Origin of the sequence: Bacillus altaicus (assembly GCF_042136375.2) — a bacterium.
In the GTDB taxonomy this organism is placed as follows: Bacteria; Bacillota; Bacilli; order Bacillales; family Bacillaceae_G; genus Bacillus_A; species Bacillus_A cereus_U.
The window spans coordinates 3210495-3231221 of the sequence record NZ_CM143394.1 but is presented as its reverse complement, the minus strand read 5'-3'; the positions used below and the strand labels follow the sequence as shown (position 1 = coordinate 3231221).

Sequence of the window (20727 nt, the reverse complement as noted above, 5' to 3'; positions counted from 1 at the left end):
TTGTGAAACGCGTTTTGTGCGACCTCTAACTTTACTGGAAATCTTACAAAAGAGAAGTAGATAAATTCTGCTAGTGGATTAAATGTGGACATTATGACAAACAAAAGGCAGTTTCACGTTGAGACTGCCTTTTGCTATATATCTATGAGTTGTCTGAAGAAGGTGGCGTATTTGCCAAACGGTTATAACTTTTAAAGGCTGAAATTGCCGATATAACACCACCTGTTAAAAATAAAGCTGATCCACCAACTAAAATAATACGACTGACATACGTTTCACGAGCTTCTTCAACTTGTTCTTGTGACGGTGTAGGCATATAAAATCCCCAATAGTATATACAAACGCCTACCATGTGTTAAAAATGAAGAAGTTGTATGTATAAGCATCTAAGTGAATTTAATATTTAGCAAGTGTTAGGATTAAGTTCAACGTTTCTGCACAACTTCTGCACAAGTTTCAGTAGTTTATATGTCACGATATATCCGTAAAGTTAAATATTTAATAATAATGAATGAAACATTCGTTCATTATTAAGTGTGCGTTTCTTACGCACTCCCCAAAACAAGTGTCTTTATTGTTATTCTTTTGCATCAAAGCCCTCATCACACTACGAAGTATAACAAGAAGGGGATACGAACATGAATAATCGAATTTTAAAACACCTACTAAATATGAAGATGAACAAGAAAAGCCTGGGAGCCGTTGCATTAACGGCTGGAATCATAGGCACGACTCTCATTCCTCAAAATGCATATGCACACGGTTTTGTTGAAAAACCTGGAAGTCGTTCTGCTTTATGTAGCCCAACTTACGGCGCACTGAACATGAACTGCGGAAGTGTTATGTATGAACCACAAAGTTTAGAAGCTCCAAAAGGATTTCCACAAGGTGGCCCAGTTGATGGACAAATAGCTTCTGCAGGTGGTAAATTTGGTGGTATTCTAGATCAACAAACAGCAGATCGTTGGTTTAAAAATACGATAACTGGTGGAGAGAATACGTTTACATGGAAATATACAGCTCCTCACTTAACTAGCCAATGGCATTACTACATTACGAAAAAGAATTGGAATCCAAATAAACCGCTAACAAGAGCTGACTTTGAGCCAATTGGAACTGTACAACATGATGGTTCTGCAGCTTCAAACAATTTAAATCACAAAATTAACGTACCTACTGATCGTAGTGGATACCATGTTATTTTAGCGGTATGGGATGTAGCTGATACAGCAAATGCATTCTATAATGTAATTGATGTAAATCTAGTCAATAATGAAAAACCAGACACAGAAGCACCAAGTAATCCAAATGGGCTTGAGGCAACAAAAGTTACAGCAAATAGTGTAGAACTAGCATGGAACGCTTCTACGGATAATGTAGGGGTAAAAGGTTATCAGGTCCTACGCAATGGAGAGATTATTGACACAGTACCAGGCACTCATTTTATTGATAAACAATTACAACCAAGTACTGAATACTCTTATACTGTAAAAGCGATTGACGCAGCTGGAAATGTATCGAAAGAAAGTACGGCAGTTAAAGTGAAAACATCAGTAGCGACTCTTGATACAGAAGCACCTACACAGCCAAAAGGATTACACAGCATGGGAACGACAGCATCAAGTGTTGATCTGATGTGGAGTCCGTCTGACGATAATGACGGTGTAGACCATTACGATATTTACAGAGAAATATCAGGCGTAATGAAAAAAATTGGAACATCCAACACTACTTCTCATATGGACAAAAATTTGCTTGCTAATACTACATATAAATATGCGGTGAAAGCTGTTGATGTAGCTGGTAATGAATCAATACAAAGCGATGTATTCACAGTTACCACAAAAACTGAAAGCGCTTCATACGAAGCGTGGAATTCAAAAAAGGCATATAAAAAGGGAGATAGAGTCGTACACGAAGGGAAAGTGTATGAAGCTGTCCAAAATTACCAAGGAAATGGGGATCCAAACTGGATTTATGCTTTATCATTATGGAAAACAGTGTAAGCTTTTACTGGTTTTGAACTAAGGAATGACTGACGGGCTTTGGTGCAAAAAAGTAATAATGAGAGTTCACTTTAAAGTTGAAACAAAAAAGACGACATATAAAATGTCGTCTTTTTTGTACGGATTTATTTTCCCTCCTGGTTTTCTACCTTTTCCGTTTTAGAAGCAAATCCGCGTTTAAACCCATCGATAAAATTACAACCACTTAATGAAAATACAAATACACATATAAGACCAACTAAAATACCCTTTTTGTAATTCACTTTAAAACAGCCTCCTAATTATCAATTAAAAAACTATATATTAATATATTAAAATGGTTAATATACATTGAAATTACCTTAAAAATGAATTGTTAAATTATATAGTTGTAGGACATGACGTCATCTTATGAATATTTTTATACAGTAGATATATTTATTACTCATATAGTATTACTTCGAAAAGCAATTGTATTACAAAGATGTATATCTATACCTCTCCACCATACCACTAGACTGTAAAAATACATAATGTGTGTATCTTTTTGGATAGGTGAAGATATGTAAAAATATGAGGGTGAGAGTGAATGTGATTTTTAACGATTTTAGCTCACGGAAGGCTACGAGGTAAAAATAACTGAAGGAATACTAAAAAAATAATAACCGACGGATTTTCGTTTGAATACTAATGACTTTTACGGATTCATGAACTTGGCTCTTCAGGAAGAGCATTTTTGATAGCTTAATATAGGAGGTAAATAAATTATGAATGTTAACTACGGTAGACATACTATTATTGAAGTTGATTTAAATGCACTGCAACGTAATTTCCAACAGTACAAACAAGCTATTCCATTTGGTACAGCGATTATGACAGTTGTAAAAGCGAATGCCTATGGACACGGGGCAGTTCCGATTGCGAAGGCGGTAATAGAGGCAGGCACAAGTCACTTGGCAGTTGCGTTTGTAGATGAAGGAATTGAACTTAGAGAAGCTGGTATAACTGTACCAATATTAATCTTTGGATACACACCGTATGAAGCGATAGTGGATGCAATTACGTATGATTTAAGCATGACAGTATATACAATTGAGGATTTGCATGCTATAGAAGAGGTTGCTTCACAAATGGAAAAGAATGCGTACATCCATATTAAAATTGACACTGGAATGAGCCGACTCGGTTTACAACTTAATGAAGTCACATTGTTTTTACAAACATTAAAGTGTACAAAATATATTCAGGTTGAAGGAATGTACACGCACTTCGCTTGTGCAGATGAAAGGGATAAAATGTATACTCTCATGCAACAAGAGGTATTTCAAAAAGCAGTAAGCAAAGCAGAAGAGTTACAAATTGTTATTCCATGGATTCATGCCAATAATAGTGCTGCTACAATTGATATGAGAGAAACAAAAGGAAATATGGTCCGCCTTGGAATCGCGTTATACGGTCTCTATCCATCTGCAGATGTCAATCAAGAAGCTATTTCGTTACAGCCTATCCTGACATTTAAATCAAAAGTTGCGCATATCAAAAAAGTAAAAAAAGGAAATGGGGTTGGCTATGGAGCAACATATACAGCGACAGGAGAAGAATGGATTGCGACGATACCGATTGGATATGCGGATGGTGTCAGCAGGCAACTCTCGAATAAAGGGTTTGTATTAATAAAGGGTATGAAAGTTCCTATTATAGGACGTATTTGTATGGACCAGTTAATGTTGGACGTAACAAAAATCATGCCAATACATGTTGGGGGTGAAGTGGTCTTTTATGGTAATCAAGGCGAGGAATCAATAAGTGTAGATTGCGTTGCAGATATATTAAGTACAATTAATTATGAGATTACTTGTATGTTAAGTAGAAGGATACCTCGCATCTATATAAAAGACAATAAGCCAATCGAAATAATAAATGAACTACGAAGAAGTCCTATCAGTTTATGTATAAATGAATGAAGAATCTTCACCATAAATTTATGCTAACTTCACATGCAGCACATATTAAAATTGTATTATGTATATGTACCAAATAAATAAAATAAATAGTATTGCTGTTTTTAAATAATTAAAATCCTATTATTTCTATATAAGGGTCTTAATTGTATGTTAGAGATTACATTTTATGTAGAAGCAAATTTTAATAAAAAGGAATTCAAATAAAAGGGGAATGTCTTATGACAACATATACGAGCGAGATAAAAAAAAGTTTAGTTACTGAAGAAGATGTGGACATTTTAAAAATAATGGCGCATCCAATACGATTACAAATTGTAAATGAATTAAGTGTGCGCAAAACTTGTAATGTAACGCAATTAACAGAAATATTAAATATTCCTCAATCGACTGTTTCGCAGCATTTATCAAAAATGAAAGGTAAGGTGCTAAGAGCTGAAAGAAGAGGATTGGAAATTTATTATTACATTAATAATTTAAAAGCAAGCAAGATTGTTAATGTTTTAGGATATGTAAATTAATGAAGTGTTATTATACAAAATAGCCTCCGCTGTTAAGCGGGGGCTATTTTGTATTGTTTTATTTATTTGCATTTAAAATTTTATAGTTTTTATGATTTACAATTGTTCGGTCAAATTCAAAAGTACCACCGCTTACATCTGTAACTTCAACTAAGACCGATTCAGTGTATAGTTTTAGTACAGATGCTGTGATCTTTAAGTTATTTCGTTGAAATAGTATAGTATCCCCTACGTTTGCTTTCATAGTACCTCCTCATAAAAGTCAGAAATGTTTGTTTATTATATATATTAAACCACGTATAGATATATTAGTGAATGTTTAGTTTTTATTTATCAATAAAATATTTGTTGTTTAATAAAAATTAAAGTGCAACATTATGTAAATGAATTATATATTTTCTATTTTTATGTAGAAAATTGTAAAAAAACGTTGTAATTCTGTATGTTTCGTTAGGAAAACAAGATATACGGAAGTGGAAACGTATAAATGATGGAATTTTTGATTACAAGCATTGTAATGAGAAGCCAGATTACAAGACTATTAAATGATTTGTATCAAGAAATACAGACGCAACATGTTATAAAGCTGGAGAGTTAAAAAGAATATGGTGTTTTTTTGTTTGTATAGGATAATCAAAATTTTGAAGTCCAGCCATGGTGTAACAGGGCGCATAACTTTGTATAAAAGAGGATATGAAAACACACATAAGTCGTATTGATGTAAAACATTATAAAAACTACTACGTATTTAACAAGTAGTTTTTTGCATTTCACCCTTCGTTTTCTGTAACTGATTCCATATATTTGACGCTCCGTCTTGTAAGTGCTTACATGACGGGTAATACCCTATACAATGAAGTTGTTAAATCAAATGAGGTGGCGAAAATGAAAATGAAAAAAGCATATTTAGCGAATAGCATTGAAATAGAAAGAGGAGGAGAGATGGTATGAAGAAATCATCGGTTAATCCATGGCTTGTTGTCCTTGGCACAGTCATAGTACAAATGGGGCTTGGAACGATATATACATGGAGTTTATTCAATCAGCCCTTAGTGAGTAAATACGGTTGGAGTCTTAACGCTGTTGCTATAACTTTCTCAATTACTAGCCTTTCTTTAGCGTTTTCAACTTTGTTTGCGAGTAAATTGCAAGAAAAATGGGGACTTCGTAAACTTATTATGATAGCTGGACTAGCATTAGGAATTGGATTAATACTTAGTTCACAAGCTTCCTCATTATTAATGCTTTATGTACTAGCAGGAGTTGTTGTAGGTTACGCAGATGGTACAGCATATATCACTTCGCTATCCAATTTAATAAAGTGGTTTCCAGAGCGTAAAGGTTTAATCGCCGGTATATCTGTCTCTGCATATGGTACAGGTAGCCTAATATTTAAATACATAAACGCAATGTTGATTGATTCAGTTGGTGTATCGCAAGCGTTTATATACTGGGGTTTAATTGTTACAGCTATGATAGTAATTGGTGCTTGTTTGATCCATCAAGCTTCTGAACAAGGTACAGTTCATGCAACAAAAACTCAGGAATATACAACAAAAGAAATGCTAGGCACAAAAGAAGTATACTTGTTATTTATTATGTTATTTACATCATGTATGAGTGGCTTATACTTAATTGGTATGGTAAAAGACATCGGTGTTCAACTTGTAGGGCTTAGTGCAGCAACAGCAGCTAATGCTGTCGCTATGGTTGCAATTTTCAATACATTAGGTCGTATTATTCTAGGACCTTTATCAGATAAAATCGGCCGCTTAAAAATCGTTACTGGTACTTTTGTTGCTATGGCGACTTCAGTCTTGGTTCTAAGTTTCGTAGATTTAAATTATGGTATCTACTTCGTCTGTGTAGCAAGTGTAGCGTTTTGCTTTGGTGGAAATATCACTATTTTTCCAGCTATTGTTGGTGATTTCTTCGGTATGAAAAATCATAGTAAAAACTACGGAATTGTGTATCAAGGCTTTGGATTTGGAGCGCTTGCAGGTTCCTTTATCGGTGCAGTTTTAGGTGGGTTCAAACCAACTTTCATGGTGATCGGCGTATTATGTGTCGTGTCATTTATTATCGCACTTTTAATCCAAGTGCCTAAGCAGAAAAAAGAAAAAGAAGAAGAATATAGCAGCGTAGCATAAGTGTTTAAATCTTCTATTACACTACTGTAACTAAAAAGTACCCTATTAAATAGGGTGCTTTTTTCTTTATGAACTAATTTTAATAGTTTTTCTCTAACCAGTCTTTATTATTTACGGGAATTTACTGATAAAAGAGTCATTAAAACACCGAATTGGATTATATTGGAATATTATTGAGTCACGCATAATATATGAAAATCTTAGATTATATATAGGATATTTATTGAGAAATGAAAGATGTAAAATAAAATATTTTCAGAAAAATATTGAGAAAAGAAAAACTTGAATTTTTGATAAAGTATTGTAGGTGAAGAAATCTACAGGTTCTCTTTTTCAATTACAAAAAAGATGATAAGGAATTATGGATTAAATTTTTATTTAAAGTACGTTTTAATGCTTATAGATGCAGTCTGGCATAGAAACATAAAAATATTTTATCTGAAAAATAAAAAAAGATTGACAAGTATATTGAGAAACATTATCATTTCGATGTAGGTAGAGAAAATGAAAATCATTATCAATTAGTTTCGTTTTGATGAAAAGTACACTTGACCAATTAGTTTAGTAAGTGTATTATTTTAACAACGTTAGTGATAATGAAAATCGTTATCACTAACGTTGTTAAACTTGATTAATTTTTATATGAAAGGATAGAGGAAATGAGCCTAGGGGAATTTGATGGGAAAACAGTTTTAGTAACAGGTGCAGCGCAAGGTATAGGTAGTGTTGTAGCAGAAATGTTTTTAGAAAGAGGAGCTACAGTTATTGCGGTTGATCAAAATGAAGAAGGTCTAAATATGATATTAAATCATTATGCATCATATGAAACACGTATTAAGACATTTCATTTAGATGTGAGTGATAGCACCGCTGTTGAAGATGTAGTAAAACGAATTGAAAATGAAATAGCACCAATAGATATATTAATAAATGTTGCAGGGGTTTTACGTATGGGAGCGATTCACTCTTTAAGTGACGAAGAGTGGAATAAAACATTCTCTGTAAATACTACAGGCGTTTTCTATATGTCTCGAGCAGTAAGTAAACATATGATGTTAAGGAAGTCAGGGGCAATTGTTACAGTTGGTTCAAATGCGGCAAATACTCCGAGAATGGAGATGGCTGCGTATGCTGCATCAAAAGCTGCAACGACGATGTTCATGAAGTGTTTAGGATTAGAGCTCGCAGCATACAATATTCGTTGTAACTTAGTTTCTCCAGGTTCTACTGAAACTGAAATGCAAAGATTACTATGGGCTGATGGGAATGGAGCTGAAAATATAGTTGCTGGTTCTCAAAATACATATAGACTCGGTATACCGTTACAAAAGATTGCACAACCTTCAGAAATTGCTGAAGCAGTATTGTTTTTAGCTTCAGATAAAGCGAGTCATATTACAATGCACAATTTATGTGTCGATGGCGGAGCTACATTAGGAGTTTAATAAAAAATTCAGGAGGTTTTAGTACTATGAATGAACTTACAGCCGTAAAGGAACTGTCAGAAAAATCATTAGAAGATTATAAGACTGAATCTTCGTTCTTTTTTGCTTCACCAACTCGAACAATATTGACAGAAGGAGAGTTTACTACAGTAAAACATCGTGAAATTGAAAGTTTTCCAGAACTTGTACAAGCGGTATTAAGTAATGCAAAACAAGCCGGAAATCCGAATCCTATCGTTGTTGGTGCTTTGCCATTTGATCGTAGAAAAGAAGTTCAACTTATCGTACCAGAACATAGTAGAATTACTGAGCGTTTACAGTTAGAGACAACAGATGAGATAAAACGAAATGAGAAAATGATATTTGAAATGACACCGGTTCCAGCTCCTGAAGTTTATATGGATGGTGTGAAGCAAGGAATAGCAAAAATTCAGGACGGAGATTTAAAGAAAATCGTTCTATCTAGGTCGTTGGATGTTAAGTCTTCCGAGGTAATTGATAAACAAAAGCTTCTTCGTGAGTTAGCAGAACATAATAAGCACGGCTACACATTTGCAGTTAATTTACCGAAAGATGAAAAAGAAAAAAGTAAGACATTAATTGGAGCAAGCCCTGAATTGCTTGTTTCACGTAGTGGTATGCAAGTCGTTTCTAATCCATTAGCTGGTTCAAGACCACGAAGTGACGATCCAGTTGAAGATAAAAGAAGAGCAGAGGAATTACTTTCTTCTCCAAAAGATTTACATGAACATGCGGTAGTAGTTGAAGCGGTTGCCACAGTACTTCGTCCGTATTGTCATACATTACACGTTCCAGAAAAGCCATCAGTTATTCATAGTGAAGCAATGTGGCATTTGTCTACAGAAGTGAAAGGTGAACTTAAAGATCCCAATACTTCTTCTTTAGAATTAGCAATTGCCCTTCATCCAACGCCAGCAGTTTGCGGAACTCCAATGGAAGAAGCGAGAGAGGCTATTCAAAAAATTGAGCCATTTGACCGTGAATTCTTTACAGGAATGTTAGGGTGGAGCGATTTAAATGGAGATGGCGAATGGATTGTTACAATTCGATGTGCTGAAGTGCAAGAAAATACACTTCGCTTATATGCAGGTGCTGGAGTTGTTGCTGAGTCTAAGCCCGAAGAGGAGTTAGCAGAAACATCAGCTAAATTCCAAACAATGCTGAAAGCTTTAGGGTTAAGTGATAGCTCATTGAATGAAAAGTAGGGGGATGAAAGAATGTTAGCAGGTTATACGGAATGGCCAAAAGAATTATCGGACCGTTATCGAGAAGAAGGATGTTGGCTTGGTGAAACATTTGGCGGAGTGTTAAGAGAGCGTGCTGAAAAATATGGAAATCAAATTGCGGTTGTAAGCGGTAATACACAAATAACCTATAGTGAACTTGATAAAAAGGTAGATTGCTTAGCTGCAGGTTTACTGAATTTAGGAATAAAGCAAGAGGATCGAGTTGTAATCCAATTACCTAACATTATAGAGTTTTTCGAAATATGTTTTGCACTATTTCGAATTGGAGCGCTTCCTGTTTTTGCACTACCTTCACATCGAAGCAGTGAAATTAGTTATTTTTGCGAGTTTGGTGAGGCGAGTGCTTACGTTATTTCAGATAAGACTCTCGGCTTTGATTACCGAAAACTAGCAAGAGAAGTGAAAGAGAAAGTTCCCACTTTACAACATGTAATCGTAGTGGGGGAAGAAGAAGAATTTGTGAACATAACTGATCTTTATATGGATCCGGTTCCGTTACCAGAAGTTCAGCCAAGTGATGTTGCGTTTCTCCAATTATCAGGAGGGACAACAGGACTTTCTAAATTAATTCCTAGAACACATGATGACTATATTTATAGTTTACGTGTTAGCGCTGAGATTTGTAATTTAAATGCAGAAAGTGTCTATATGGCAGTTCTTCCAGTAGCACACAATTACCCGATGAGTTCTCCAGGGACGTTTGGAACTTTTTATGCGGGTGGAAAAGTAGTGTTGGCAACTGGAGGTAGTCCAGATGAGGCATTTGCTCTTATCGAAAAGGAAAAAGTTACGATTACAGCTCTCGTACCACCATTAGCAATGATTTGGCTTGATGCAGTGGATTCGCGTACTAACGATTTATCGAGCCTACAAGTACTTCAAGTAGGAGGTGCGAAATTTAGCGCTGAAGTTGCAAAACGAATACGCCCTACATTCGGATGTACATTGCAACAAGTATTTGGTATGGCGGAAGGATTGGTAAATTATACAAGATTAGATGATCACGAAGAAATTATTATTCATACGCAAGGTAGACCGATGTCTACGTTCGATGAAGTAAGAGTTGTTGATGAAAATGATAACGATGTAAAGCTTGGTGAAGTAGGTAGTTTATTAACACGAGGGCCATACACAATTCGTGGTTATTATAAAGCGGAAGAGCATAATGCACGATCATTTACAAGTGACGGATTTTATCGCACAGGTGATCTGGTAAAAGTAAATGAACAAGGTTACATCGTTGTAGAAGGAAGAGATAAAGATCAAATTAACCGTGGAGGTGAGAAGGTTGCTGCGGAAGAAGTTGAAAATCATCTATTAGCACATGATGCAGTACATGATGTAGCAATTGTATCTATGCCTGACGATTATTTAGGAGAACGTACTTGCGCTTTTGTTATAGCTCGCGGACAATCTCCAACTGTAAGTGAATTAAAAACGTTCTTAAGAGAACGTGGTATAGCGGCTTATAAGATTCCAGATCGAATTGAATTTATTGAATCATTCCCGCAAACAGGTGTTGGAAAAGTAAGCAAAAAAGAATTACGTAAAGCAATTGCTGAAAAACTTATTACACTAAAACGATAAAGAACTATTAAAATCGGAAGGAAGTGATTAGATGGCTATCCCATCTATTTCAGTATATAAAATGCCAATTGAATCAGAACTACCAAAAAATAAAGTGAATTGGACGCCAGATCCGAAACGTGCGGTTCTTCTAATCCATGACATGCAAGAATATTTTCTTGATGCATATAGCGATACAGAATCGCCAAAAATAGAACTAATTTCAAATATTAAGGTGATAAGAGAAAGATGCAAGGAACTTGGTATACCAGTTGTTTATACAGCACAACCTGGTGGACAAACGTTAGAACAACGAGGGTTATTACAAGACTTTTGGGGTGACGGTATTCCTGCTGGACCAGATAAAAAGAAAATTGTCGATGAACTTACTCCAGATGAGGATGATATATTCCTAACAAAATGGAGATATAGTGCATTTAAAAAGACGAATCTATTAGAAATTTTAAATGAACAAGGAAGAGATCAGCTTATTATTTGCGGTATTTATGCGCATATTGGCTGCCTTTTAACAGCTTGTGAAGCATTTATGGATGGTATCCAGCCATTTTTTGTAGCAGATGCAGTTGCTGATTTTTCACTAGAGCATCATAAACAAGCATTGGAGTATGCATCTAATAGATGTGCAGTAACGACATCAACAAACTTACTATTAAAAGATTTACAAAGTGTAAAAGGCGATGAGAGTGAAGGAATCACTTTACAGGAAGTGCATGAACTAGTTGCACAACTACTCCGAGAGCCAGTAGGGAGTATTGAAGTTGATGAAGACTTATTAAATAGAGGACTTGATTCGGTCAGAATTATGAGTTTAGTAGAGAAATGGCGTCGCGAAGGGAAAGAAATCACTTTTGCAGATTTAGCAGAACGTCCAACTGTTGATGATTGGTACCGTTTACTATCTTCACAAGCAGCACAAGTGCTGTAACAAATAGACTACATAATAAAGGGGTAGTAAAGAATGCCTAACAGTCAAAAGATTCGTCATTCATTATCATCTGCGCAGTCTGGTATGTGGTTTGCGCAACAATTAGATCCGCTTAGTCCGATTTATAATACTGGGGAATATATAGAAATAAATGGGAATATTAATCAAGAAATTTTCGAGTTAGCTGTACGTAAAGTTGTAACAGAAGCAGAAGCACTTCATGTTCGTTTCGAAGAGGATGAAATTGGCCCATGGCAAGTCATTGAGGAATCTTCAAAGTTTCATATGCATTTTATTGACGTTCGTAAAGAGGAAAATCCTGAAGAAGCTGCTAAGGTATGGATGAAAAATGATTTATCTATGCCCGTGGATTTAACAGAGGATAAATTATTTACTGAAGCACTTATTCAAATTGAAAATAATCGTTTCTTTTGGTATCAGCGCATCCATCACATTGTGATGGATGGCTATGGATTTTCACTTCTTAGCCAAAAGGTAGCGAATGAGTATACATCACTTATAGAAGAAACAAACAAGAATGAAAAGCCATTTGGCTCTCTTGCAAAAATTGTACAAGAAGATAATGAGTATCGTGAATCTAAACAATTTCAGGAAGATCGTACTTTTTGGTTAGAGAAGTTTGCAGATGAACCGGAAGTTGTAAGTTTGGCAGAACGAGCGCCGAGAACATCAAATGGATTTTCACGAGAAATTGCTTATTTATCAAATTCTAGTACGAAAACTTTACTAGAAGATATCAATATTTCGTTAACGAGTTGGCCCGAATTTGTTGTAGCTGTAACAAGTATTTATATGCATAAGTTAACAGGTGCAAATGATATTGTTTTAGGTTTGCCAATGATGGGGCGTCTAGGTTCTGTATCCATTCATACACCAAGCATGGTAATGAATTTAGTTCCACTGCGTCTCACTGTAACTCCAAATATAACTCTTGCAGAATTAATACAGCAAGTTTCTAAAGAAATTCGAGACGTACGTCGTCATTATAAATATCGTCATGAGGAATTAAGAAGAGACTTGAAGTTACTAGGTGAAAATCAAAGATTATTTGGGCCATTAGTGAATGTTATGCCTTTTGATTATGGGCTTAAATTTGCTGGGAATCGTGGTATTACACATAATTTATCAGCAGGACCAGTCGATGATTTATCGATAAATGTATATAAACGCTTCGATGAAAATGAGTTAATGATTCATTTTGATGCGAATCCGGAAGTATATAGCGATACGGAACTAGCATTGCATAAAGAAAGATTTATGAATCTATTAGAATTAGTGATAACTAATTATCACAAAGACGAGCCGATTGGAAAAATAAACATTACTCTTCCTGAAGAAAATCGTAAAGTTCTATTTGAATGGAATGAAACTAAGGAAGCTGAAGAGCTAATCAATCTACCTATATTATTTGAAAAACAAGTACGAAATAATCCAAATAAAATAGCGGTTATTTGTAACGGGATAAAACTTACGTATAAAGAGCTGAATGAACGAGCGAATGAACTTGCAAACTATTTAGTAGAAGAAGGAATAGAAGCAAATCAGTTTGTAGCCTTAGTATTTCCAAGATCAATAGAAATGGTAGTTAGTATGCTAGCAGTCCTAAAGGCTGGTGCAGCGTATTTACCAATAGATCCAGAATACCCAGCCGAGCGGATTAATTATATAGTAAATGATGCAAATCCAGTTTGTATCATAACACATTCATCTGTTTCATCAGATTTAGTTATAGAAAATGATATTAAAAAAATCGTATTAGATAGTGAAGAAACGAAACTAGCGTTAAAAACATATTCTCATATGAATATACGATTTAAGAATAATGAATCACCTTTAAACCCAGCTTATACAATTTACACGTCAGGATCAACCGGCAATCCAAAAGGTGTAATTGTTCCTATGAAAGGTTTAAGTAACTTCTTATTGGCTATGCAAGACATGTTTTCATTAAATGAAAACGATCATTTATTAGCAGTTACAACGTTTGCGTTTGATATTTCTGCTCTAGAAATATATTTACCTCTTATTAGTGGTGCAAGTATAACAATTGCTCAAAAAGAAGTAATCCAAGAGCCTTCGGCATTAACGACACTTTTACAAGAAGAAAGAGTGACAATTATGCAAGCTACACCGACGCTCTGGCAGGCGTTAGTAAATGAATATCCAGAGAGGCTACAAGGGCTAAACGTACTCGTTGGTGGTGAAGCTCTTCCAGCACATTTAGCAAATAAATTAAAAGAATTAGGTTGCTCTATAACAAACTTATATGGACCAACTGAAACGACAATTTGGTCTACCTTCATGAACATTGATGAAAGTGAAAGTGGTATACCTCCTATTGGAAAGCCAATTTGGAATACTGAAGTGTATGTGTTAGATACAGGGTTACAACCAGTTCCACCTGGAGTTATTGGTGAATTATATATTGCAGGTGAAGGACTTGCGAACGGATATTTAGGAAAACCTGAGTTAACAGCTGAAAGGTTTGTTGCAAATCCTTATGAAGAACCAGGAGCACGTATGTATCGCACAGGTGATCTTGTGAAATGGCGTACCGATGGTGTGTTAGAGTACATTAGTCGCGCAGATCATCAAATTAAAATTCGTGGTTTCCGAATTGAATTAGCTGAAATTGAAACGGTATTACAAGGGCATCAAAGTATTCGACAAGCGGTAGTAATAGTACGAGAAGATCGTCCAAATGATAAACGAATCATTGCGTATATCGTTGCTGAAGAGAAGGAACTGATTAATCTTTCAGAAATTCGTTCTTATGTTTCAGAAAGTTTAGCGAATTATATGGTACCATCGGCATTTGTTGTGCTAGAAGAATTACCATTAACGCCAAATGGTAAGGTTGATAGAAAGAAATTACCTGCTCCTGATTTTAATGGAATGAACAATGAGCGAGTTGCTAGAAATCCAAAAGAAGAAATATTATGTGATTTATTTGCAGAAGTACTTGGTGTTTCGCGGATCAGCATTGATGATAGCTTCTTTGAAATGGGTGGACATTCGCTTCTTGCATCTCGTTTAATGGCAAGGATTCGTGAAACGTTAAGTGTGGAATTAGGAATTGGAAAACTATTTGAATCGCCAACTGTTGCTGAATTAGCGAAACAATTGGATCGTGCAAAAAGCGCAAGACCAGCTATTAAGAAAGCAAATAGACCAAATGAAGTTCCACTTTCATTTGCACAGCGCAGGTTATGGTTCTTAAATTGTTTAGAAGGTCCAAGCCCTACTTATAATATTCCGTTAGTTATTCGTATGTCTGGAAAAATGAATGAGGAAGCATTGCAAGGTGCCTTTTATGATGTAGTTGAGAAACATGAAACACTTAGAACGATTTTCCCGAATTCACTTGGCAGTTCATATCAAAGAATTCTAGAAATGGATAAATTGAATTTAAAAATGATTATAACAAATACATGTAAGGATGAATTAGAAAGTACACTGTCTGAAGCTGTAAGATATAGTTTTAATCTTGATATCGAACCAGCAATTCGTTTGCAACTTTTTAAAGTAAGTGAAAACGAACATGTATTACTAATTCTTTTGCACCATATTGTAGGAGATGGTTGGTCATTACAACCATTAACGAGAGATTTTACAGCGGCTTATAAAGCGCGATGTCAAGGTGATAGTGTTCAACTAGAAACCCTTCCAGTTCAATACGCAGATTATTCACTATGGCAACAACAACTATTAGGTGATGAAACAAAACCAGACAGTATTATTTCAACACAATTAGATTTTTGGAAAGAGGAACTAAAAGGTTTACCAGATCAAATGGAGTTACCTACAGATTACCAGCGCCCAATTGAAACGAGTTATCGCGGAGAAACAATTCATTTTCATATAGATGAAGGTATGCATAGTAGGTTAGTAGAGCTTGCTCGTAAAAATGGAGTTAGTTTGTTTATGGTGTTGCAAGCAGGACTAAGTGCTTTATTTACGAAATTAGGCGCTGGTACTGATATACCAATTGGCAGTCCAATTGCCGGAAGAAATGATGATGCGCTATCAAATATAGTTGGTTTATTTGTAAATACATTAGTGTTACGCACAAATACATCAGGAGATCCAAGTTTTAAAGAATTATTAAATAGAGTGAAACACGTAAATCTTGCAGCTTATGAAAATCAAGATGTTCCATTTGAACGACTCGTTGAAGTGTTAAACCCAGTACGTACCCGAAATAGTCATCCGCTGTTTCAAGTTATGTTAGCTTTCCAAAATACGCCTGAAGCGACGTTTGATGTTCCAGATTTAGAAGCGAGCCTTGAAATTCAAAGTGTGGGCTCTGCAAAATTTGATTTAACATTTGAAATTAGCGAGAGTAACGGAGTTGATGGGACTTCAAAAGGCTTACACGGATTGCTAGAGTTTAGTACCGATTTATATAAACGTGAAACGGTTCAAAAACTAATAGAACGATTCATTCTGTTATTAGATGCTGCAGCGAAACATCCGGATCAATCAATTGGTAGATTAGAAATATTAACTTTAGCAGAGCGAAATACAGTTTTAGAAAAGTGGAATGGTGGTTTTCAAATTGTACCTGAAATGACATTGCCACAATTATTTGAAAAGCAGACTCATGTAAATCCAAATTCTATTGCTGTCGTCTTTGAAGATGAAAAGCTAACTTATGAAGAGCTAAATAGAAAAGCGAATAGAATAGCTCGTTTGTTAATAGCAAAAGGGATTGGTCCTGATCAACTCGTTGCTTTAGCGATGCGGAGATCTTTAAATATGGTTGTGAGCTTACTAGCTGTTCTTAAAGCTGGTGCGGGATACCTTCCGTTAGATCCGGATTATCCGTCAGATCGTATCTCATTTATGCTACACGATGCGAAACCATCATGTGTTTTAACAAATTCAGATGTGGAACTTGAATGTGATGAGGCACTAAAGATTTTAGTTGATGATGTGAACGTAATAGAAGAAATTGAGAAATATAGTGAAGACAATATTGATGAAATGGAGCGCATTAAACCGTTATCTCCTTCGCATATTGCTTACGTTATTTATACGTCAGGCTCAACAGGTAGACCGAAAGGCGTTATGATACCTCATCAAAATGTAGTAAGACTTTTAGGAGCAACTGATCATTGGTTCCAATTTGACGCAGACGATGTGTGGACGATGTTCCATTCATATGCTTTTGATTTCTCGGTTTGGGAAATTTGGGGACCTTTATTATATGGAGGGCGTCTAGTTGTAGTACCACATACTGTAAGTCGCTCACCGAAAGAATTTTTACAACTGCTTGTTAAGGAAAAGGTTACTGTTTTAAACCAAACTCCATCAGCGTTCTATCAACTGATGCAAGCAGATCGTGAAAATGAAGAGATTGGTCAAACATTATCTTTACGATATGTTGTTTTTGGTGGAGAAGCACTTGAACTAAGTCGATTAGAAGATTGGTATAGTCGTCATCCTCATAACTCACCGAAGCTGATTAATATGTACGGTATTACGGAGACGACGGTACATGTTAGTTATATTGAATTAGATGAAAGTATCGTATCTTTACGAGCAAATAGTTTAATCGGGTGCAGTATACCGGATCTTAAAGTATACGTATTAGATAACTATTTACAACCGATGCCACCTGGAGTAGTTGGAGAAATGTATGTTGCAGGTGCAGGGCTCGCTCGTGGATATTTAGGAAGAGCAGGATTAACTGCTGAACGTTTTATCGCAGATCCATTTGGTAAGCCAGGTACAAGAATGTATCGTACAGGAGACCTAGCGCGCTGGCGTCAAGATGGTACGTTAGATTATATAGGACGTGCAGATCATCAAATTAAAATTCGTGGATTCCGAATTGAATTAGGGGAAATAGAAGCTTTAATAATGAAACATCCTAAAGTTGAACAAGTAGCTGTTATTGTACGGGAAGATCAACCAGGGGATAAACGATTAGTTTCTTATATCGTCGCATCAAATAATGAAACGATTGATACGAATGAAATGCGTCAGCATGCAGGAGGTAGCTTACCAGATTACATGGTTCCATACGCTTTTGTAGTAGTAAATGAGTTACCTTTAACTCCAAACGGCAAATTAGATAGAAAGGCATTACCAGCTCCAGAATTTATTGCATCATCTTCTAGCCGCGGACCAAGAACACCGCAAGAAGAAATGTTATGTGACTTGTTTACAGAAGTTTTAAGTGTGTCTCAAATTGGAATTGATGATGGATTCTTTGATCTTGGTGGTCATTCACTTCTTGCAGTGCAGCTGATGAGTCGGATTAAAGAGGCACTTGGAGTTGAACTAAATATCGGAACTTTATTTGCAGCACCTACTGTTGCAGGGCTTGCTGAAAGACTTGAGATGGAAAATGGTCAAAGTGCACTTGATGTGTTGCTTCCATTACGAGCAAGCGGAGATCAATTACCACTATTTTGTGTACATCCAGCAGGTGGATTAAGTTGGTGCTATGCAGGACTTATGAAATCTTTAGGAACAGATTATCCAATCTATGGTGTACAAGCACGTGGTATCGCTGAAAATGAAGAACTTCCAAAAAGCTTAGAGGAGATGGCGGCGGATTATTTAAAACACGTTCGTGAAGTACAGCCTCACGGACCATATCGTTTACTCGGTTGGTCGCTTGGGGGAAATGTTGTTCATGCAATGGCGGCGCAACTTCAAAATGAAGGGGAAGAAGTAGAATTACTCGTTATGCTTGATTCGTATCCTGGTCACTTCTTACCGAATACGGAAGCACCTACTGAAGAAGAAGCGTTAATCGCATTACTTGCTTTAGGTGGATATGATCCAGATAACATGGATGGTAAACCACTTACTATGGAAAGTGCGGTTGCAATACTTCGCAAAGATGGAAGTGCATTAGCAAGTCTTGAAGAAGGGACTATTTTAAACTTGAAAGAAACATATGTAAATTCAGTAGGGTTGTTAGGGAAATACGTGCCAAAAGTTTATAACGGGGATATTTTATTCTTTAGATCTACTGTTATACCAGATTGGTTTGATCCTATTTCTCCAAATACGTGGCTAAATTATTTAGACGGGGAAATCGTGCAGCATGATATTGATTGTAGACATAAAGATTTATGTCAGCCAGGTCCACTTACAGAAATTGGACAAGTGCTAGCGAAATATTTGCAGAATAAGAAAGGGGTAAGTAAAGTATGACGAATCCATTTGAAAATGATAATTACACATATAAAGTATTAATGAATGAGGAGGGCCAGTATTCTCTCTGGCCTGCCTTTCTCGATGTACCAATTGGATGGAATGTCGTACGTGAAGAAGCTAGCAGACAAGTTTGCTTAGAATACGTTGAAGTTAACTGGAATGATTTAGAGCCGAAAAAAAATCAAATTAGCGAAAAAATATTAGTAGGAAAACAATAATGAAAGTAAAAATAAATCCAAAAGTAGTTGTAAGCATCGTTTATATAACAGCGATGTTTATGGCTGCGATGGATGCAACGATTGTGAATGTAGCACTGCAAACGATAAGTAAAGAACTACAAGTGCCCCCATCTGCAATGGGGACAGTAAATGTTGGGTATTTAGTTAGCTTAGCTGTTTTTCTTCCGATTTCTGGTTGGTTAGGAGATCGCTTTGGTACGAAAAAAGTATTTTTAACTGCCCTTTTCGTTTTTACAATTGCATCTGCATTATGTGGAATTGCTAATGATATTACTTCATTAAACATTTTTCGTATCATTCAAGGTGCTGGTGGTGGACTTTTAACACCAGTCGGGATGGCGATGTTATTCCGAACATTTTCACCAGAGGAAAGACCAAAAATTTCTCGATTTATTGTACTTCCAATTGCTGTGGCACCAGCGATCGGACCAATTATTGGTGGTTTCTTTGTAGATCAAATGTCTTGGCGCTGGGCATTTTATATTAATCTGCCGTTTGGTATCATTGCGTTGCTATTTGGACTTCTATTTTTAGCAGAGCATATTGAAAAATCAGCTGGTCGCTTTGATTCTCTCGGTTTTTTTCTTTCAGCACCAGGTTTTGCGATGCTCATATATGCACTTAGCCAAGGACCATCAAAAGGTTGGATTTCTCCAGAAATAATAAGTACTGGGATAGCTGGGATTGTGTTCATTACATTGTTTATTATTGTAGAACTGAAAGTGAAGCAACCGATGTTAGATTTACGCTTATTAAAAGAACCTGTTTTTAGAAAAATGAGTCTCATATCTTTGTTTTCATCAGCTGGTTTACTAGGAATGTTATTTATTTTTCCGCTTATGTATCAAAATGTAATAGGAGTTTCCACGCTGGAATCAGGTCTTACGACATTCCCAGAGGCGATTGGATTAATGATTTCTTCACAGATTGTACCATGGTCGTATAAAAAATTAGGAGCTCGAAAGGTAATCTCTATTGGATTAATAAGTACAGCGGTTATATTTGTTTTATTAAGTTTTGTAAATCATGATACGAATCCATGGCAAATACGAACACTATTGTTTGGTATAGGTATTTTCTTAGGTCAATCTGTCGGTGCAGTTCAATTTTCTGCATTTAACAATATTGCACCACCTTCTATGGGTAGAGCAACTACTATATTCAATGTGCAAAACCGACTAGGATCTGCAATAGGAGTTGCTGTTTTAGCTAGTATACTATCTGGATTTGGAAGTAATAGTGTACAAAATGATGCTCCAGCCGATTTCTTACCATATCAAGCAGCATTAATTGGATCGGCAATATTTTTACTTCTAGCATTACCATTTTCTTTACGTATTTCCGATAAAGAGGTAATGTCAAAGAAGAATAAAAAGCCGTTATCTGTATTACAAAAAGAGAAAGACGTCGTAAATGAATGAGTTGCAGCCTGCTAATACTCTTTTGAAA

The 20727-nt window shown here is 35.8% G+C and carries 14 protein-coding genes; 11 read left to right on the top strand and 3 right to left on the bottom strand.

Going from position 1 to position 20727, the window contains the following annotated elements; genetic code table 11:
* Positions 1–142: 142 nt before the first annotated feature.
* Entirely contained in the window at positions 143–316 is a 174-nt protein-coding gene (locus ACE38F_RS16790; RefSeq protein ID WP_001143088.1) for a hypothetical protein, read from the bottom strand.
* A 322-nt stretch (positions 317–638) separates the two neighbouring features.
* Between ACE38F_RS16790 and ACE38F_RS16785 the strand changes: the two genes are divergently transcribed.
* Positions 639–2006 carry a lytic polysaccharide monooxygenase gene (locus ACE38F_RS16785; RefSeq protein WP_375369243.1) on the top strand — a complete coding sequence of 456 codons (1368 nt, stop codon included), beginning with the start codon at positions 639–641 and terminating at the stop codon, positions 2004–2006.
* A gap of 125 nt (positions 2007–2131) precedes the next feature.
* Here the strand turns inward: ACE38F_RS16785 and ACE38F_RS16780 are convergent, their stop codons facing one another.
* Positions 2132–2269: a hypothetical protein gene (locus ACE38F_RS16780; protein ID WP_375369241.1), complete on the bottom strand. Its 138-nt coding sequence runs from the start codon at positions 2267–2269 to the stop codon at positions 2132–2134.
* 483 nt (positions 2270–2752) lie between these two features.
* Here ACE38F_RS16780 and alr point away from each other — a divergent pair, with 483 nt between their 5' ends.
* The gene (gene alr / locus ACE38F_RS16775; RefSeq protein ID WP_375369239.1) at positions 2753–3949 is read left to right on the top strand and encodes an alanine racemase; all 1197 of its coding nucleotides are present in this window, start codon (positions 2753–2755) and stop codon (positions 3947–3949) included.
* A gap of 218 nt (positions 3950–4167) precedes the next feature.
* Complete coding sequence (locus ACE38F_RS16770) at positions 4168–4467, top strand: ArsR/SmtB family transcription factor (RefSeq protein ID WP_215556276.1); 300 nt, start codon at positions 4168–4170, stop codon at positions 4465–4467.
* Positions 4468–4525: 58 nt separating this feature from the next.
* Here the strand turns inward: ACE38F_RS16770 and ACE38F_RS16765 are convergent, their stop codons facing one another.
* Positions 4526–4711, bottom strand: a complete 186-nt coding sequence (locus ACE38F_RS16765; RefSeq protein ID WP_002012762.1) for a YkvS family protein — start codon at positions 4709–4711, stop codon at positions 4526–4528.
* A 703-nt stretch (positions 4712–5414) separates the two neighbouring features.
* On the opposite strand from ACE38F_RS16765, the gene ACE38F_RS16760 reads away from it, so the two are divergent.
* The 8 genes from ACE38F_RS16760 to ACE38F_RS16725 all read left to right on the top strand — a co-directional run bounded on the left by ACE38F_RS16760 (position 5415) and on the right by ACE38F_RS16725 (position 20699).
* The gene (locus ACE38F_RS16760) at positions 5415–6617 is read left to right on the top strand and encodes an L-lactate MFS transporter (RefSeq protein ID WP_215556277.1); all 1203 of its coding nucleotides are present in this window, start codon (positions 5415–5417) and stop codon (positions 6615–6617) included.
* 659 nt (positions 6618–7276) lie between these two features.
* The gene (gene dhbA / locus ACE38F_RS16755; protein ID WP_375369238.1) at positions 7277–8062 is read left to right on the top strand and encodes a 2,3-dihydro-2,3-dihydroxybenzoate dehydrogenase; all 786 of its coding nucleotides are present in this window, start codon (positions 7277–7279) and stop codon (positions 8060–8062) included.
* A gap of 26 nt (positions 8063–8088) precedes the next feature.
* A complete protein-coding gene (gene dhbC / locus ACE38F_RS16750; protein WP_215556279.1) occupies positions 8089–9288 on the top strand; it encodes an isochorismate synthase DhbC in 1200 nt (399 codons plus the stop codon).
* Positions 9289–9300: 12 nt separating this feature from the next.
* On the top strand, positions 9301–10917 hold the full coding sequence (locus ACE38F_RS16745; protein ID WP_215556280.1) for a (2,3-dihydroxybenzoyl)adenylate synthase: 1617 nt from the start codon (positions 9301–9303) through the stop codon (positions 10915–10917).
* Between the two features lie 31 nt (positions 10918–10948).
* Positions 10949–11842, top strand: coding sequence for an isochorismatase family protein (locus ACE38F_RS16740; protein WP_215556281.1), 894 nt, complete (start codon positions 10949–10951; stop codon positions 11840–11842).
* 33 nt (positions 11843–11875) lie between these two features.
* Positions 11876–19036, top strand: coding sequence for an amino acid adenylation domain-containing protein (locus ACE38F_RS16735; protein ID WP_375369237.1), 7161 nt, complete (start codon positions 11876–11878; stop codon positions 19034–19036).
* Positions 19033–19257, top strand: coding sequence for an MbtH family protein (locus tag ACE38F_RS16730; RefSeq protein ID WP_215556283.1), 225 nt, complete (start codon positions 19033–19035; stop codon positions 19255–19257). Before ACE38F_RS16735 ends, ACE38F_RS16730 begins: the two co-directional genes overlap by 4 nt.
* The gene (locus tag ACE38F_RS16725) at positions 19257–20699 is read left to right on the top strand and encodes an MDR family MFS transporter (RefSeq protein ID WP_375369235.1); all 1443 of its coding nucleotides are present in this window, start codon (positions 19257–19259) and stop codon (positions 20697–20699) included. The genes ACE38F_RS16730 and ACE38F_RS16725 overlap by 1 nt, the downstream gene beginning before the upstream one ends.
* The last annotated feature ends 28 nt before the right edge of the window (positions 20700–20727 follow it).

Coding starts and splice junctions, on each gene's coding strand:
- ACE38F_RS16790 (WP_001143088.1), bottom strand. CDS start 316: ATGCCTACACCGTCACAAGAACAAGTTGAAGAAGCTCGTGAAACGTAT.
- ACE38F_RS16785 (WP_375369243.1), top strand. CDS start 639: ATGAATAATCGAATTTTAAAACACCTACTAAATATGAAGATGAACAAG.
- alr (WP_375369239.1), top strand. CDS start 2,753: ATGAATGTTAACTACGGTAGACATACTATTATTGAAGTTGATTTAAAT.
- ACE38F_RS16770 (WP_215556276.1), top strand. CDS start 4,168: ATGACAACATATACGAGCGAGATAAAAAAAAGTTTAGTTACTGAAGAA.
- ACE38F_RS16765 (WP_002012762.1), bottom strand. CDS start 4,711: ATGAAAGCAAACGTAGGGGATACTATACTATTTCAACGAAATAACTTA.
- ACE38F_RS16760 (WP_215556277.1), top strand. CDS start 5,415: ATGAAGAAATCATCGGTTAATCCATGGCTTGTTGTCCTTGGCACAGTC.
- dhbA (WP_375369238.1), top strand. CDS start 7,277: ATGAGCCTAGGGGAATTTGATGGGAAAACAGTTTTAGTAACAGGTGCA.
- dhbC (WP_215556279.1), top strand. CDS start 8,089: ATGAATGAACTTACAGCCGTAAAGGAACTGTCAGAAAAATCATTAGAA.
- ACE38F_RS16745 (WP_215556280.1), top strand. CDS start 9,301: ATGTTAGCAGGTTATACGGAATGGCCAAAAGAATTATCGGACCGTTAT.
- ACE38F_RS16740 (WP_215556281.1), top strand. CDS start 10,949: ATGGCTATCCCATCTATTTCAGTATATAAAATGCCAATTGAATCAGAA.
- ACE38F_RS16735 (WP_375369237.1), top strand. CDS start 11,876: ATGCCTAACAGTCAAAAGATTCGTCATTCATTATCATCTGCGCAGTCT.
- ACE38F_RS16730 (WP_215556283.1), top strand. CDS start 19,033: ATGACGAATCCATTTGAAAATGATAATTACACATATAAAGTATTAATG.
- ACE38F_RS16725 (WP_375369235.1), top strand. CDS start 19,257: ATGAAAGTAAAAATAAATCCAAAAGTAGTTGTAAGCATCGTTTATATA.